Source organism: Azospirillum baldaniorum (assembly GCF_003119195.2).
Classification (GTDB): Bacteria; Pseudomonadota; Alphaproteobacteria; order Azospirillales; family Azospirillaceae; genus Azospirillum; species Azospirillum baldaniorum.
Window position 1 is genome coordinate 855,412 of the sequence record NZ_CP022253.1, and the last position, 16,115, is coordinate 871,526.

Below are 16,115 nucleotides of genomic sequence, written 5' to 3' on the forward strand. Positions count from 1 at the left end.
CCGCCGGCCGATTGAACCAAGGTCCAAATGGGGAGGACACCAGCATGGCCCAAGAGAACCGTGCCGACGAAGTCGCAGTCCAGGGTGGACTGGAAGGTGTGAGATCGACGTCCCCCTTTTCGGAGGAGGAGTTGAACACACGCACCGGCCATCGGCCGGACTTCCTGGGCGGGGGCATCACCCTGCCGCTTCCCGATGCGGGCGGAACCCAGATCTGGCTGCACTACACACATTTCTCGATCCTCATGGACCGGGCGCGGCGGCAGGCCCTGCTGACGGTGGTCGACATTGACGGTGCCAAATGGGTCAACATCAAGCGCCGCAAGCCCGACGTCTGGTATCCCGACCCGCGCCTGAAAAACGACGAGCAGCCGGAAAGGGATTTCTTCCAAAAGGCCGATCCCAGCTTCAATCCGGCACGCAACGACTTCGGGTTCGGGCACCTCGTCCGGCGGCAGGATCCGAATTACGACGAGCCCGGAGACGACGAGGCGGCGGAACGGTCCGAATACGAAACCTTCTATTTGACCAATGCATCGCCGCAGGCTGAAAGTCTGAATTCGGGACCGTGGAACACGCTGGAGGACATCGTCCTCGACGACCTCAAGAAGACGCTCAGGATTCCCGCGGTCGTCCTGACCGGCCCGATTTTCGACAAGAAGCCTCCCCTCCTGCACGGCGTGTTCCCGATCCCCCGGGACTATTGGAAGATCGTCGCGTGGCGCTCGGGAAACGAACTGGCTGCGGTCGGCTGGCGGCAGCGGCAGCCGGACGGCGTCATGCCGGATGCGCTTGAATCGGTCAGCGTTCCCTTCGACGGCAAGGCCGGCGAAGCGTGGCTGATCCCCATTGAGGAGATCGCCGCGCTGACCGGTCTCGACCTCGCCCTTTACGCGGCGGCGGATACCTACCGCATGCGTGTGCTGGGGTTTGAGGGTGTGGAGGCCGCGGCTCCTGCGTTTCCGCTGCCGGTTCGGGCCTCCGATCTCCTGATGGCCGAAACGTTGCTCCTTGGTGATGATCCGCCCACGCCGGCTCCGCTGCCGGCGCGGGGACTGGCGGCGCGGATGGAGGTCTCGTCGGATTCAACGGCGGGCATACCGGCCATGGCGGAGACCTGGAGCGGGCCGGGCGACGAGGATTACTGGACCGACATCACCGAAGACGATGTTGCCGCGGCTGCGGCGGCCGAAGGGAGCACGCTGGAATCGGCGGATGCCGCACCAACCGTCTCCTGGGCTGCCGATGCGGACTCCATCGACCACGCGCATCTGGTCCCGACACCGGCGAGCGGCGCCTTTTCCCTGCGAGCCGAGGATCTGGATCTGCTTGCGGCGCTGAACGACCTGCCGGTGGACGAAGCCGGTGACACGCCTGTCCTGTTCGGGCTGCGCGGCTGCGCCATCATCATGGATCACAACCAGTCGGCGGGCGAGGTGACCCTCAGGGACCGGCGCCCGGACCATCTGGCGCCGCGATGCGTCCTTGGTGTCTGGAACCGCCGGGCGGGCAGCGTGCACGTCTTTCCGGGATCGACCGTGCCGGACCGCCGGGCCGTTGTTTCCTGGAAAGCGTCGCGCCGGTCGGGGAACCTGCTTCCCACCGGGCTGTACCGTTACGTGGTGGGCCCGCATGCCACCCTGCGCAAGGACGGCACGCTGAACAGCCGGCCGGGCTGCTTCCTGCTGCGCAACGCGTCGGGCGACAAGCGCGTGGTCGTCGTCCGTCGCAGCAACGACGACCTCGCCTACGATCTCGCCGACATGACAGACCGCACGGCGCCGGGCGACAACATCCATCCAACCTTCTTCTTGCAACCCACCGACTTCTCGTCCTTCGGATGCCAGACGGTCGTCGGAACCGCGGACAGCGGAGGCAACCACAAGGGTGCTTGGGCGGAGTTTCGCGCCGCTGCCGGGCTTCAAGATAAGGAAGGCACGCCGGGCAAGCCGTATCTCTACATGCTGCTGACCGGGACGGAGGCGATGCTGGCCTCAGCCGTTCGGCGCAACGGACTGTTGGGCGACATCCAGGCGCGGCGCGCGTTGCGGCGCCTGCGCTTCGGATCGAAGGGGGATGCGGTGCTCCGGCTTCAAGCCCGGCTGGGCCTGCCGAAGCGCGACGGCGACTTCGGCTCCTTTACCGCGGAGTCCCTCAACGCCCTGCAAAGGGGCCTGCCGCCGAAAAACCGCTGCGACGGCATCTGGACGCCGGACCTGGATGCTGCTTTGGGGTGGGGCGTGTTCAGTTCATTTGGGGTTTAGGGCAAGGCAGGGAACTATCCGCTCATACATCCTTCCAGTTGGTTCGTGGGGATAGGGTATGGTTCCACGCTGGGCAGACGGTGTGCGGCGCCAAGCGGAGGCGTCGCATGTCCTCGTCGGAGACGCGCTCAGTTCCGGCGATGTAGCGCACCGCTGTATCGAGGGTCCGCAAGGGCACGCCGGCCCAGTTCACATGATGTTGCCGCGATCGTCGACGATCAGGCCGGTCAGCAGCGGCCGGCCGGCGGCGAGGGGGCGGTTCTTCCGCTCGACCCGGTTGGCCTCCAGAATCGCCTGCACCCGGTCCCACAGCTCCGGCGGCACGGTCGCCGTGTGCTCGCCAGGGTAGGGGGTGCCCTTGTGCACCGCCTTGCCGAGGTGGACGCGGTTGCCCAGCAGCTTGTACAGGTTGCCGCTGCCGTACGGGCCGCCGCTGTTCTCCCCGCCCCGTCAAGGATTTAGCGGAGGCATCACTCAAAGCGAACTTCCGTTCGCTTTAGACTCATATCGCCTCATTCGCCGGCGGGCTCCGGTCGCGTGTGCGACCGGGACCGCCGGGGCGGTCCAAAGCGGATTGCAATCCGCTTTGGCGTCGTTTGGCTGGCGCCTGCCGCGCTGTCCTCAACTCGGCTCGGGGCCCGCTCGTCACACCAGGGTCGCAAGCGCTTCCTTGGTGAAATCGCGCAACGCCTCCATGCGCCCTTCGCGAACCTTCCGGACCCATTGTGGGTCGGAAAGCAGGGCCCGGCCGACGGCGACGAGGTCGAAGTCACCGCGCTCGAAGCGGCGCAGCAACTCATCCAGAGGGCTGGGCTGCGAACTCTCGCCCTGGAAGGCAGCGATGAACTCGCCCGACAGACCGACGGAACCAACGGTGATCGTGGCCTTGCCGGTCAGCTTCTTGGCCCAGCCGGCAAAGTTCAGGTCCGAGCCCTCGAATTCCGGCTGCCAGAAACGCCGCTGCGAACAGTGGAAGATGTCGACGCCCGCGTCGGCCAGCGGAGCCAGCCACGCTTCCATCTCCTCCGGCGTCTTGGCGAGGCGCACCGCGAAATCCTGCTGCTTCCACTGCGAGAGGCGGAGGAGCACGGCGAAGTTCTCGCCGACCGCCGCACGCACCGCCTTGACCACCTCGACCGCGAAGCGGCTGCGTTCCGGCAGGGTGGAGCCGCCGAAGGCGTCGGTCCGCTTGTTCACTCCGGCCCAGAAGAACTGGTCGATCAGGTAGCCGTGGGCACCGTGGATCTCGACCGCATCGAAGCCCAGCCGCTTCGCATCCGCCGCGGCGCGCCCGAAGGCGGCGATGGTGTCCGCGATGTCCTGCTCGCTCATGCTGTTGCCGCCGGGCTTGCCCGGCACGACGAGGCCCGAGGGGCCTTCGAATGGCTGCGCCGGCGTCCAGCCGGACAGGTGCGGGGCCATCACGCCCATGTGCCAGATCTGCGGCGCCATTGCGCCCCCCGCCGCGTGCACGCCGTCGATGACCTTCTTCCAACCGGCCAGCGCTTCCTCCCCATGGAAGCGCGGAACGTTGGGATCGTTCGAGGAGGTGGGCCGGTCGATGACGGTGCCCTCGGAAAGGATCAGGCCGACCTCGTTCTCCGCCCGGCGGCGATAGTAGGCGGCCACATCGTCCGTCGGCACGCCGCCCGGCGAGAAGGACCGGGTCATCGGGGCCATGACGATCCGGTTCTTCAGATTCAGCGACTTCAGGGCAAACGGGCGGAAGAGGATGTCCACGCTCATGGTGACGGTCGCCTCTGCGATGGTTTGTGGAAGAGGACGTGGAAGCCAGGGCACGGTCTTTCTCTGCGCCGGTTGTCTTCGCCAACAGAGCGCCGCGACGCTTGTTGCCCAGGCGATGTCGTGCAGGATCGGCAATCGGCCATTTCGCCGCGTTGTGCAGCCACGATGCCGCTTGCCATGGACAACCCTTCCCCGGTTACTGCCCGCTCCGTCGGACCGGCCCGTGCGACGTGAACACCCGTCCGCCTGTGGACAGGGCGCCCGGCAGCGGCAAGCGGCGCACGCAACAACCGCAGCCGGCGGGATGCGCAGCCGAAGTCCGGTGCGGGTGGGTCGCGCCCGGCTCGGCGTCGTCGTGGGCAACGCGGCCACCCGGGGTGCTGCTGGCAATGGCGGGTGCGCTGAGGCATGTTCGCGGTGCCGCGGCCCCGCATTCCGGGCAGGCGCATGGATCCCGGAACTGGGCCATGGGCCGCATCGCCGTGAACGGCCCGCACGCTTCGCACTCGTAGTCGTAGATCGGCATGACGTCCTCACGCTCAGGCCCGTCCGGCGAGATGGCGGAGAGGCCGGGCGAGCGACGGCCCGCCCGGCCCGGCTGGTCACGCGGCGGGCTTGAGGACCACCTTGGTCCAGCCATCGTCGCGCGCGTCGAAGTGCTGGTAGGCGTTTGGCGCCTCACGCAGCGGCAGCTCATGCGAGATGATGAAGGACGGTTTCGCGCGGCCGGTCGAAATGAGGTCGCGCAGTTGCCGATTGTATGCCTTCACGTTGCACTGGCCTGTGCCGATCGTCTGACCCTTGAACCACAAGAGGCCGTAGTCGAAAACGATCTCGCCCTGCTTGTAGAGCGGGTCCTGGGGGGGCCGGGTCCTGGGGCGTGTAGACGCCGACGACGCCGATGCCGCCGGTGAATTTCACCGACTTGACCAGGTTGTTCATGGTCATGTTGGGGTGCTCGTGGCCCGCCGGGTCGTGCGCCTGATAGCCGACGCACTCGCAGCCGCGGTCGGCGCCGATGCCGTTCGTCAACTCAAGGACCTGATCCACCGGGGAGCCCTTGGAATCGTCGATGGGCAGGGCCCCGATCGAGCCTGCAAGGCGCAGGCGGTCGGGATGACGATCGACGACCATGACCATGCAGGCGCCCTTGATCATCGCCGCGTGGGCGGCCATGAGGCCGACCGGCCCGGCCCCATAGATGACGACCGACTCGCCGGGACGCAGTCCGGCGAGCTCGGTGACATGCCAGCCGGTCGGGAAGATGTCGGCCAGCATCACATAGTCGTTCTGCCGCTCCTCCGCGTCCGGCGGCAGCTTCAGGCAATTGTAGTCGCCGTAGGGAACGCGCAGAAGGTCGGCCTGGCCGCCCCGATACGGTCCCATGTCGGCGAAGCCGTACGCGGCGCCGGCCATGTTCGGCACGACGCTTCGATCCGCCGTGGTCAGGCAGAACGCGCTCAAGCCGCGCTCGCAGTTCTTGCAGAATCCGCAGCCGATGTTGAAGGGGATGGCGACCCAGTCCCCGACCTTCACCCGGTCGACGGCGTCGCCCACTTCGGCCACCTGCCCGAGGTTCTCGTGCCCGAAAACGCCGCCCCGCGGGAAGTCGGTCCGGCCCTCATACATGTGCAGGTCGGAGCCGCAGATGTTGGTGCTCGTGATCCGCACCAACACGTCGGTCGGTCTCTCGATCCGCGCGTCGGGCACGTCCTGCACCGCAACATCGCGTGGTCCGTTATAGACAACTGCTCTCATCTCGTTCTCCCGACCTGAAGCCGCACACTCGACAGGATGAGTGTCGTGCGGTCTGCCGTCGGACCAACCCGGTCGTTACCTGAGGGGATTTCCGTAGCGCGGCGTGATCACGCGCAAGGCCGCCTGATATTCTCATTCTGTCCGCTTGCAGATCAAATTCTCGCATTTCGTTCGTTCGGGGCGATGGAGGAAGAACGCGGCGGCTTTCGGTGCGATGGAGCCCAATCGGCTTGGCGGTCTTGCCGGATCTTCAGGACGATCCGCCGATCCGGCACGCGATTTACGACGAGGGAATCATCGATCCCAGCGCATCGCTAAAATTAACTAATAATTATTGTATTTTATTCCGAATAAACACCATTGATAATAATTGTCTTCTTCGGAATGGTGTAATTCAGCCGTGAATGGTGGGATTCATGCCGCACACATCCGTACGATACGCCTCCATCCATGAGGCGCAGCCAAGAGATGCCGGCCTGATGCCGATCCTGCGCCTCGTTCTCGACAACATGGCGGAGGGGGTGTGCGTCGCCGGTCCGGATGGCCGGATCATCACCGCCAACCCGGCGGCGGAGGCGGTGTTCGGGCCGCTCACCGGTGCGGCCTTCGACACGCTGTTCGGACCGCGCCTGCGGCTGGCCGACGGAACCACCCCGTGCCCGCCGGCCTCCTGGCCGATGGGCCGCGCCATCCGGGGCGGCGCGATGGAGCGGGAAAGCCTCTATCTCGCCCCGCCGCCCGGCGGTTCCGGAGTCTGGCTGCGGGTGAACGCCCGGCCCCTGATGGAGAACGGGTTCTCCGTCGGCGGCGTGCTGGTCTTCCGCGACATCACCCAGGTCAAGGCGGCGGAGGACCGCATGGCTTGGCTGGCCCATTTCGACCCGCTGACCGGCTTTCCCAATCGTGTGCAGTTCCATCAGGCGCTGGAACGCGCCATGGAGATCGTGCGGCGGTCGGGCGGCGGCCTGTCGCTGCTGCTGCTCGACTTCGACGGCTTCAAGGAGGTGAACGACCAGTTCGGCCACGCCGCGGGGGACGAGTTGCTGGCCGGGATCGCCCGCCGCCTGCGCGAGGCGCTGTCCGACGGTGTCCTTGGCCCGATTGTCACCGCCGCCCGCCTGGGAGGCGACGAGTTCGCGATCCTGGTGGAGGAGCGCGACGGCGGCGAGGTGACGGACCTGCTCGACCGGATGGCCCGCGTCACCGCCGACCCCTTTCCGCTGGGCGGCGTGCGCCATCGCGTGAGCGTCAGCATCGGCATCGCCCGCCATCCCGACCACGGCAACGGGGTGGAGGAGCTGATGCGCATGGCCGATCTGGCGATGTACCGCGCCAAGGAGCAGGGCGGCGGCACGGTCTGCCGCTACGATCCGGCGATGATGGCGGCCACGGTGGAGCGGGCGCGGCTGCGCAGCCTGCTGGCCGGGGCGCTGGAGCGCGGGGAGTTCCATCTGGTCTACCAGCCGCTGACCGAGGCCGCGGGGGGCCGTCCGGTGGGTGTGGAGGCGCTGTTGCGCTGGAACCCCGCCGGTGGCGCGCCGGTCCCCCCGTCCACCTTCATCCCCCTGTGCGAGGACAGCGGGCTGATCCTTCCCATCGGGCGCTGGGTGCTGGAGACCGCCTGCCGCCAGTTGCGCCGATGGCAGGAGGAGGGACACGGCGAACTGGAGTTCGCCGTCAACCTGTCGCCCCGCCAGCTTCGCGATCCGGCGCTGGTCGACAACGTGCGCGGCGCGCTGGCCGCCACCGGGATCGAGCCGTCGCGGCTGGTCCTGGAGGTGACCGAAGGGCTGCTGATCGAGGACATGGCCTTCAGCCGGCAGGTCCTGACCCGCTTGAAGGAATTGGGGGTGCGGCTGGCGCTGGACGACTTCGGCACCGGCTACTCCAGCCTCAGCTATCTGAACAACCTGCCCTTCGACATCCTGAAGATGGACGGTTCCTTCACCCGCAACCTGGGCGACGCGGGGCGGGAAAACGCCAGCGGGCAGGCGGTGGCCCGCGCCATCATCGGCCTTGCCCGCAGCCTGTCGATGACCCTGGTGGCCGAGGGGGTGGAGACGCCGGAGCAGCTCGCCTGGCTGGCCGCCAACGGCTGCACCCTGATCCAGGGCTATCTGCTGGGCCGCCCGGAGGCGCCGCAGGCCGCCGCGGCCACCCTCGACCGGCTGGCCGCCGAGCACGCGCGGCGCCAGAAGGAGCGCGGCGACTTCGTGATCTGAGGAAGCGACAGGGGGGCGCCCGGCCGTGCCCCCCGACTTTGCCGGATCGTCTTTCCCGGATCAGGGGGCGGAGCGGGCCAGGGCGGCGCGCCCGGCGCCGGTCAGGATCATATCGTTCTGGGGGGCATGGACGCGGGCGCACAGCACGTCGCGGTGATGACGTTCCAGGGGGTTGTCGCGGGACAGGCCGGGATTGCCGGTGATCTCCAGCGCCTTGGCGACCGCGTCGATCGCGTTGTTGGTCACCGTGTGTTTGACCAAGAAGCTGTCGCTGGCCGGCGGGACGGTCCCGCCGTCCGCCGAGGCCGACAGCGAGCGCAGAAGCACCGTGTTGGTCAGCAGCAGCGCCTCGATGGCACCCAGCGCCTCCTGAAGGCGGGGCACGCTCGCCAGCGGGGCGCCGCCCAGCGCCGTCGGCTTGCGGGCGTGCAGGAAGCCGGTCAGCCAGTCCCGCGCCGAGCGGGCGATGCCGTCGTAGACGCCGCTGAACAGGGTGGACAGCCAGGCGGAGCCGACCGGATCGGGCACCGTCCAGCCGGCGGCGGGGCGCCGTTCGCCGGCATGGTCGTCGGCAACGAAGGTGTCGTGGAAGATCACCTCGTGGCTGCCGCTGGCCCGCATGCCGATGTGGTTCCAGCTTTCGCGCACTTCGATGCCCTGTTCGGCAAGGCCGTCGCCGCGCGGCACCACCCAGGTGCCGACCAGCGGCTCGTCGTCGTCCGTGCGCGCCCAGACGCCGAGCCAGGAGAGCACCGGCAGACCGGTGGAGTAGAGCTTGGTCCCGGAAATCCGCCAGCCCCCCGGCACCCGGCGCGCCACGGTGGCCGGCAGGCCGCCGCGGTGGGGGGTGCCCAGTTCCGGCTCGACCCGCAGCAGGTTGATGATGGCGCCCTCGGTCGCGGCGCTGCGGAGGATGCGGTCGCGCAGAGGCTCCGGCCAGCCGGCGCTGCGCTGGATCTGGTTGAGGATGGCGTATTGCAGCACCAGCACCAGGGCGGTGGACGGTTCCCCCCGCGCGAGCCCGCCGACCACGGCCAACGCGTCCCTCAGCCCGCCGCCCTTGCCGCCCAGCGGCGTCGGAACGACCAGCGCCGGCAGCCCCGCCTCCCGCAGCCATTCGAAATTCTCGAAGGGGAAGCTGGCGGCGGCGTCGTGCTCCGCGGCGCGAAGGGCGAAGCGGGCGGCCAGCGCCGCGATCTCGGCCTCGTCCACCACCGGGGCGGGGACTGCCTCGCCGAGTAGCGCGGGCTGGAAGGAAAAGTCGGCATGGAGCGTGTCGGGGGGCATGTCGGGTCGGTCCGCTGCGAGAAGGGAAACTGGACGGCGACGGCGGTCAGACGAGATCCACCGTGATGCGTCCGGCGAAGCGCTGGCTGTCGGTCCCGCGCTTGATGACCGAGACGCTCTTCAGCTCGTCGGTGTAGAGGGCGAGCTGCTGGCGCAGCGCGTCGCCGACCGGGGTGACGTTGTGGGCGTGGCTGCGCAGCATCGCCTCCAGATCCTCCGCCGGGAATTTCGGGGCGAAGGGGGCATAGGCCGCGGCGGCGGCCCGCGGGTCGGCGTAGGCGGCGTGCTGCGCCTCGATCAGCGCCGCGGTCAGCGCCTTGGCCGCCGGGCGGTTGTCGCGCAGCAGGCTGCCGCGCACCCCGACGAGGCAGCAGGTGCGGGTGGAGTACTCGCCGCAGACGTTGTTGGTGATCTCCACGAGATTGGGGTCCTGGGTGTGGCGCCAGACCAGCGGGTCGCCATCGGCCAGCGCCTGGATCTCGCCCTTCTCCACCGCCAGCCCCAGCAGGTCGGCGGGATACTGGCGCCATTCGACGTCCTTGGCCGGATCGATGCCGAATTTGGACAGCACGATGGAGAAGAAGTTCTTCGACGGGCTGGCCATGTCGCTGACGCCGATGGTCTTGCCCGGCAGGTCGAGCACGGTGTTCACACCCGCCGCCCTGGACCCGATCAGCCGCATGCAGCCGCCATGCAGGCCCGCCGAGATCTTCACGTCGAAGCCCTGTTCCAGCGGTTTCAGCCAGCGCAGCGCCATGCCGACCCCGGCGTCCGCCTTGGCGGTGGCGATGGCCTCCAGAAGCTGGTCGGTGGAGCCGGTGAAGTTGATCAGGTCGACCTCCAGCCCGTGCTTCCTGAACAGGTCCAGCTTGAAGGCCAGCGGCACGGCGGAGAAGCAGACGGCCCCCGCGTTCCAGGACAGGCGGAGCGGCTCCGCCGCCAGCGCGCGGCGGCGCAGGACGAACGGCGCGGCCAGCGCCACGGCGCCAACGGCGCCGGCGGCGATCACGCCGCGGCGGCTGGGAAGGGGAAAGGCGGGCTTTGCGGTCATGGTGCGGGAGCCTTTGTGGAGGAACGGAAACGGAGGCGGTCAGTCGAGCAGGTCGGGCTCCGCCGCGACGATCCATTCCCACAGCGGGTGGAAGTTGTAGGCGCCGCCCTGCTGGGTGCCGACCTGCGCGCGGGTCAGCAGGGCGGTCTCGTGGTCGATGGGCTGCGGCGTGCCGGCGGCTTCCGCCAGAAGCTGGGTATGGGCGGCGTCCTCGGCGCTGATGAACCACCAGGCGGCGGCCTCCACGCTCGGGCCGAGGGTGAGCAGGCCGTGGTTCTTCAGGATCGCCAGCTTGCGGTCGCCCAGCGCCTCGACCAGCCGCCGGCCCTCGCCCTCGGTCAGCACGACGCCGGTGTAGGGGTCGAAGATCACCTGATCCTCGTAGAAGGCCGCGGCGTCCTGGCTCAGCGGGGCCAGCGGCCGTCCGAGCGACGACCACGCCTTGCCGTAGGTCGAATGGGTGTGGGCGGCGGCCACCACGTCGGGGCGGGAGCGGTGGATGGCCGAATGGATGGTGAAGCCGGCCTGGTTGATGGCGCGGTCGCCGTGCAGGACGTTGCCGTCGATGTCCACCAGATGCAGGTCGGACACCCGGATGGTGCTGAAGTGCTGGCCCAGCGGGTTGATCCAGAAGCGGTCGTGGTGCTCCGGGTCGCGGGCGGTGACGTGGCCGGCCAGCCCCTTGTCGTAGCCGTAGCGCCCGAACAGGCGGAAGGTGGCGGCCAGCCGCTGCTTGCGGTGCTGCCGCTCCTCCTCGACGCTGGTGTGGGTGACCGGATCGACGGGCGGCCAGAACTTGCGGGGGCGGGGCTGGATGTGGGTCATCGGAAGGGCGCTCCTCGGGGGAATGGGGTCAGTAGCCGGCCTGGACGTTCACCACGTCGCGCAGCGGCGCGCCGCGCGCGTAGGCGTCCAGGTTGGCCAGGATTCGTTCGGCCAGCCGAGACTCGACGTCCGGGGCGGACCAGGACAGATGCGGCGTCAGGCGGATGGCCGGATGGCGGTAGAAGGGATGGCCGGCGGGCAGTGGTTCCGGCTCGGTCACGTCCAGCGTGGCCCCGGCGATCCGCCCCGCCTCGATGGCGGCCAGCAGAGCCTCCTGATCGACCAGGGCGCCGCGCGCGACGTTGACCAGATGCAGCCCCGGCTTGGCCCGCGCCAGCAGATCGGCGCCGACCACGCCGCGGGTGGCGGTGGTCAGCGGCAGGGCCAGCACCAGATGGTCGCTGACCGCGATGAGGTCTTCGAGCCGGTTGAAGGGCTCCACCTCCGGCCTCGTCTCCACCCCCGACCCCGTCCAGCCGGACCGCCGCACGGCGCCGATGGACAGGCCGAAGGCCCGCGCCCGCTCCGCCACCGCCTGTCCGATGGCGCCGAAGCCGGCCAGCCCCAGCCGCCGGCCCGACAGGCCGCCCAGCGTCTCCCGCCGCCAGTCCTCCGGTCCGCGCAAGCGCACGGCGTCGAGCCGCTTCTCGAAGGCCAGCACGGCGGCCAATACATATTCGGCGATGGGCACGGCGGAGACGCCGCGGGCGCAGGTGACCAGCGGTGCCCCGTCCAGCAGCCAGGGCGGATAGACGTCCATGCCGGTGGAGGCCGACTGTATCCAGCGCAGGCCGCGCCCCCAGCCGGCGGGGCGGGCGGCGGGCGCCGCGTCCCAGCCGATCAGCGGGCGCGTCAGCAGCACCTCCACCCCGTCCGGGATGTCCCAGGGCGGACGGCCGTCCTCGTGCCGCAGTACCGTCGGGCGCGACGGGTGGGCGGCGATCCGCTCCCCCACCAGGGCGCCGATCTGATTGAGGACGACCGGCGACCGGCCCGCCACCACGCCTTCACTCCGCCGCGGCGGCTTGGGCGGGCCGGCGCTCGGCCACCAGCCGGCGGACGCGCGGCAGCAGCTCCCGGCCATAGGAGATGGCGTCGGGCAGCGGGTCGAAGCCGCGGATCAGGAAGGTGGTGATGCCGAGGTCGTAATAGTCCAGCAGCGCGTCAGCCACCTGATCCGGCGTGCCGACCAGCGAGGTGGAGTTGCCCTTGGCCCCGGTCAGCCCGGCGATGGCGGTCCACAGCCGCTTGTCGTGGCGATGGCCCTTGTCGGCGGCGGCATCGGCGATGGCGATCAGGCGGCGGGCGCCCTCGTTGCTGGGCAGATCGCCGCGGCGGAAGCCGGTCTTGTCCAGCAACGCCTTGGCCTTCTCGTGGATGGTGTCGGCCTTGGCCCAGGCGGCTTCCTCGGTGTCGGCCAGGATCGGGCGCAGCGACAGGCTGAAGGCCGGCTGCGGGCGGCCCGCCTTGGCGACGGCGGCGCGCACGCGGCCCAGCAGTTCGCGCACCTGCTCGTGGGTCTCGCCCCACAGGGCGAAGGTGTCGGCATGACGCCCCGCCACGTCGATGGCGGCCTGCGAGGCGCCGGCGATCCACACCGGGATGCCCGAGGCGTTGTAGGGCTTCACCTGCGAGAAGGCCTGCTCGACGCGGTAGTATTTGCCCGCGTAGTCGAAGGGTGTCTCGCTGGTCCATTCGGCGCGCACGATGTCGAGGAACTCCGACGTGCGGGCGTAGCGGTCGTCCTTGTCCTCCACGCTGTTGCCGTCGCGCGCCAACTCGCTGCGCTCGGCCCCGGTGATGACGTTGATGGCGACGCGGCCCCGGCTCAGCTGGTCGAGCGTGGCGAACTGGCGGGCCAGGATGGTCGGCGCCTGGAAGCCGGGGCGGTGGGCGATCAGCACGCCCAGCCGGTCGGTCACGCCGGTGATGTGCTGGCTGACCTGGAGGCTGTCCGGCGCGTCGGAATGGAAGGCCTGGAGCACCGCGTCGAAGCCGCCCAGCTCATGGGCCTTGGCGACCGTCTCGATGTAGTCGCGGTCGACCACCGGTCCCTGGCGCGGAATGATCTCCGACGCATTGTGGTTGCCGACGAAGCCGACGAAGCGCAGCGGGTGGGCGGAAGCGGTGGCGGAAGCGGTCATGGGGGCGATCCCTTCAAGTGCGTGGCGATAGAGCAGGGTTGGGGCGGCATCCGCTCAACTGAGCGGACGCGACAGGATGTCGTTGAAGCGGCGGTCGAAGGCCGGGGCGATGTCGATCCGCCTGGGCAGCACGCCCAGCTGGTGGAAGGTGTCGGCGACGTTCTGGGCCGAGGCGACGTCGGCGTCGGTGATCGGGGCGAGGTCGCGCTGGCGCGAATTCTTCCGGAGGATTTCCAGATCGATCTCGGCGGAGACGCCGATGGCCGCGGAATGGACCTGCGCCCAGCGCTCCAGATTGGCGGCGCGCCAGGCGAAGGCGCGGCGCAGCCGCAGGAAATACTCCCCGATGGCCGCCGCCTTGCCCGGTTCGGCCAGCGCGTCGGGCGAGGCGAGATACAGGTAGTTGCCCGACAGATAGCCGTTGGAGGTGACGAGGACCCGCGCCCCCTTCCTGATGGCGAAGGGCACGGAATAGCCGTAGATCGCCCAGGCATCGAGCGCGCCCTGTTCGAAGGCGGCCTGTCCTTCCGCCGGGGTCAGGGCGACCGGCTGGATGTCGGTGAAGCGCAGCCCGACCTCGCCCAGCATCTTGGCGAGGTAGTATTGCGTGGTGGTGGCGCGGACATAGCCGACGCGCTTGCCCTTCAGATCGGCGACCGAGCGGATCGGGCTGTCCGGCGGAACCAGCACCACCTGCCAGTTCACGTCGTCCTTGACGACGGCGACGATGGACAGGCGCGCCCCGGCGGCGATGCCGAAGGCGGGCGGTATCTCGCTGCTCGACCCCACGTCGATGGAGCCGGCGTTGATCGCCTCCACGATCAGGTTGCCGGAGCCGAACTCGGCGAACTGCGACCGGAAGGGTGTCGGCAACTGGCCGGACGCCTCCAGCGCCAGCCCGTCCAGCGCCTTGTAGTCGGCGATGCGGAGCACGGTTTCCGACGTCGGGCCGGAGGCGGCGCGCGAGGGGGCGGGCAGGCCGCCCAGCGCCAGGGCGCCGCAGGCTCCGGCGGCACCGCGCAGCAGGCTGCGCCGCCCGATGCCGGACGGGGAACGGGAAACGAAAGCGGTGGTCGGGTCGAACGGCATGGGTCGGGAGTCCCGCGGTTTGGGAGTCAGTGGGAAGGGGCGGCGACGGCTCCCGCCGGTAGGGCGTAGCCGCCCACGGCCACGCCGGGCGCCGCCGATCTGGAATCGGTCGCGGTGCGCTGCGGCTCCTGCCCGGCGAGACGCTCCTCGTCGATGCCGAGTTCGGAGAGCAGGCGGCTGCGCAGCGCGATGAATCCGGGGTTGCCGTGGCGGCGCGGGCGGGCGAGCGGGATCGGGATGTCGGCGGCGATCCGGCCGTCGGCCATCACCAGGGCGCGGTCGGCCAGCAGCAACGCCTCGTCCACGTCGTGGGTCACCAGCAGGATCGCCGGGGCGTGGGCGCGCCACAGCGTTTCGACCAGCCCCTGCATGCGCAGGCGGGTCAGCGCGTCGAGCGCCGCGAAGGGCTCGTCGAGCAGCAGCAGGCGCGGCTCCCGCACCAGCGCGCGGGCCAGCGCCGCGCGCTGCGCCTCGCCGCCCGACAGGGTCAGCGGCCAGGCGCGGCTGCGGTGGGACAGCCCGACCTCCGCCAGGGCGGCAAGGCCGCGGGCTTCCGCGTCGCTATGGCGCAGGCCCAGCGTGACGTTGCGCAGAACCGGCATCCAGGGGACCAGCCGCGGCTCCTGGAACACCACGGCGCCCTCGTCGGGCAGCGTGACCGTGCCGGGCGGCGCCGGGTCCAGCTTCGCCAGCGTGCGCAGCAGCGTGGACTTGCCGCAGCCGGACCGGCCCAGCAGGGCGGTGAAAGACCCCGGCTGAAGATCCAGCGACAGGCCGTCCAGCACGTTGCCGTTGCCGAAGCCACGGACCAGGTCACGAACCGTCACGACGGATTCGGCCTCAGGAGCGGCGGTTTGCGGAAGGCTGTGGCTCATGGAGGGTCACTCCTTGATGAAGGCGGGGCGCCAAGCCAGGGCCGACCGCTCGATCGCCCGGACGATCAGGTCGGCGAGCAGCCCCAGGATGGCGTAGACGATCAGGGCGACGATGATCACGTCGGTGCGCAGGAAGTCGCGGGCGGTCATCGCCAGATAGCCGATGCCGCTGGAGGCGTTGATCTGCTCCCCCACCACCAGGCTGAGCCACGCCACGCCGAGGGCGTAGCGCAGGCCGGTCAGGAAGGAGGGCAGCGCCCCCGGCAGGATGACGAGGGCGATCAGCTCCCGCCGGGTGAGGCCGAGGGTGGACACCGCCTCCACCACCTTGGCGTCGACGGTGCGGATGCCGGCGAACAGGTTCAGATAGATCGGAAAGGCGGAGCCGAGCGCGACCAGGGCGATCTTCGGCGCCTCGCCGATGCCGAACCACAGGATGAACAGCGGCACCAGCGCCAGATGGGGCAAGGTGCGCAGCATCTGGAGCAGGGCGTCCAGCGCGTCCTCCCCCCGCTTGGACAGGCCGGCGACCAGGGCGCAAACCGTGCCCACCGACACGCCGATGGCCAGCCCGGCGCTGACCCGGCCCAGCGACACCAGCAGATGAACCGCCAGCTCGCCGCTGGCCGTCAGTTCCCAGAAGGCCAGCAGGATCTGGGTCGGCGACGGGATGGACCGGGTGGAGATCCAGCCGAGCCCGACGCTGATCTGCCACAGCGCCAGCAGGGCCAGAGGCACCGCGCAGCGGCGCAGGCCCACCGCGAGCGTGGCGGCGCGGGACGAACGTCCCGGCTTTTTTGCGGTGGCTGCCGTCATGATGCCTCCCGAAGCCGGCCAGGGTTGGCGCTACGGGA

Annotated in this window: 13 protein-coding genes and 1 pseudogene; 2 read left to right on the forward strand and 12 right to left on the reverse strand. The window is 69.7% G+C overall.

Annotated features, from left to right (window positions below; all coding sequences use genetic code 11):
- The first annotated feature begins 44 nt into the window (after positions 1-44).
- On the forward strand, positions 45-2,264 hold the full coding sequence (locus tag Sp245p_RS04035; protein WP_014241419.1) for a DNA/RNA non-specific endonuclease: 2,220 nt from the start codon (positions 45-47) through the stop codon (positions 2,262-2,264).
- 189 nt (positions 2,265-2,453) lie between these two features.
- Here Sp245p_RS04035 and Sp245p_RS04040 read toward each other — a convergent pair.
- The 4 genes and pseudogenes from Sp245p_RS04040 to Sp245p_RS04055 all read right to left on the reverse strand — a co-directional run.
- Positions 2,454-2,687, reverse strand: a pseudogene (locus Sp245p_RS04040) (recombinase family protein); the annotation flags it as partial.
- A 222-nt stretch (positions 2,688-2,909) separates the two neighbouring features.
- Positions 2,910-4,010 (reverse strand): NADH:flavin oxidoreductase, encoded by a 1,101-nt coding sequence (locus Sp245p_RS04045; protein WP_014241416.1) that lies wholly within the window; start codon positions 4,008-4,010, stop codon positions 2,910-2,912.
- A gap of 196 nt (positions 4,011-4,206) precedes the next feature.
- Positions 4,207-4,707: an FmdB family zinc ribbon protein gene (locus tag Sp245p_RS36490; protein ID WP_425458897.1), complete on the reverse strand. Its 501-nt coding sequence runs from the start codon at positions 4,705-4,707 to the stop codon at positions 4,207-4,209.
- Positions 4,704-5,768, reverse strand: coding sequence for a glutathione-independent formaldehyde dehydrogenase (locus Sp245p_RS04055; RefSeq protein ID WP_198421068.1), 1,065 nt, complete (start codon positions 5,766-5,768; stop codon positions 4,704-4,706). The genes Sp245p_RS36490 and Sp245p_RS04055 overlap by 4 nt, the downstream gene beginning before the upstream one ends.
- Before the next feature lie 416 nt (positions 5,769-6,184).
- Between Sp245p_RS04055 and Sp245p_RS04060 the strand changes: the two genes are divergently transcribed.
- Entirely contained in the window at positions 6,185-7,990 is a 1,806-nt protein-coding gene (locus Sp245p_RS04060; protein ID WP_244439324.1) for a putative bifunctional diguanylate cyclase/phosphodiesterase, read from the forward strand.
- 60 nt (positions 7,991-8,050) lie between these two features.
- On the opposite strand, the gene Sp245p_RS04065 is transcribed toward Sp245p_RS04060, so the two are convergent.
- Genes Sp245p_RS04065 through Sp245p_RS04100 form a run of 8 tightly spaced genes read right to left on the reverse strand, consistent with a single transcriptional unit; the run spans position 8,051 to position 16,077 of the window.
- Entirely contained in the window at positions 8,051-9,277 is a 1,227-nt protein-coding gene (locus Sp245p_RS04065; RefSeq protein WP_014241414.1) for an acyl-CoA dehydrogenase family protein, read from the reverse strand.
- Between the two features lie 46 nt (positions 9,278-9,323).
- On the reverse strand, positions 9,324-10,328 hold the full coding sequence (locus Sp245p_RS04070) for an ABC transporter substrate-binding protein (RefSeq protein ID WP_014241413.1): 1,005 nt from the start codon (positions 10,326-10,328) through the stop codon (positions 9,324-9,326).
- A gap of 39 nt (positions 10,329-10,367) precedes the next feature.
- On the reverse strand, positions 10,368-11,153 hold the full coding sequence (locus Sp245p_RS04075) for a class II aldolase/adducin family protein (protein WP_014241412.1): 786 nt from the start codon (positions 11,151-11,153) through the stop codon (positions 10,368-10,370).
- Positions 11,154-11,181: 28 nt separating this feature from the next.
- The gene (locus Sp245p_RS04080) at positions 11,182-12,153 is read right to left on the reverse strand and encodes a D-isomer specific 2-hydroxyacid dehydrogenase family protein (RefSeq protein WP_211101758.1); all 972 of its coding nucleotides are present in this window, start codon (positions 12,151-12,153) and stop codon (positions 11,182-11,184) included.
- A 7-nt stretch (positions 12,154-12,160) separates the two neighbouring features.
- Entirely contained in the window at positions 12,161-13,297 is a 1,137-nt protein-coding gene (locus Sp245p_RS04085; RefSeq protein WP_109138365.1) for an LLM class flavin-dependent oxidoreductase, read from the reverse strand.
- Between the two features lie 54 nt (positions 13,298-13,351).
- Complete coding sequence (locus Sp245p_RS04090; RefSeq protein ID WP_014241409.1) at positions 13,352-14,386, reverse strand: ABC transporter substrate-binding protein; 1,035 nt, start codon at positions 14,384-14,386, stop codon at positions 13,352-13,354.
- A 26-nt stretch (positions 14,387-14,412) separates the two neighbouring features.
- Positions 14,413-15,261: an ABC transporter ATP-binding protein gene (locus Sp245p_RS04095; RefSeq protein WP_014241408.1), complete on the reverse strand. Its 849-nt coding sequence runs from the start codon at positions 15,259-15,261 to the stop codon at positions 14,413-14,415.
- A 6-nt stretch (positions 15,262-15,267) separates the two neighbouring features.
- Positions 15,268-16,077: an ABC transporter permease subunit gene (locus Sp245p_RS04100; RefSeq protein ID WP_014241407.1), complete on the reverse strand. Its 810-nt coding sequence runs from the start codon at positions 16,075-16,077 to the stop codon at positions 15,268-15,270.
- Positions 16,078-16,115 lie beyond the last annotated feature (38 nt).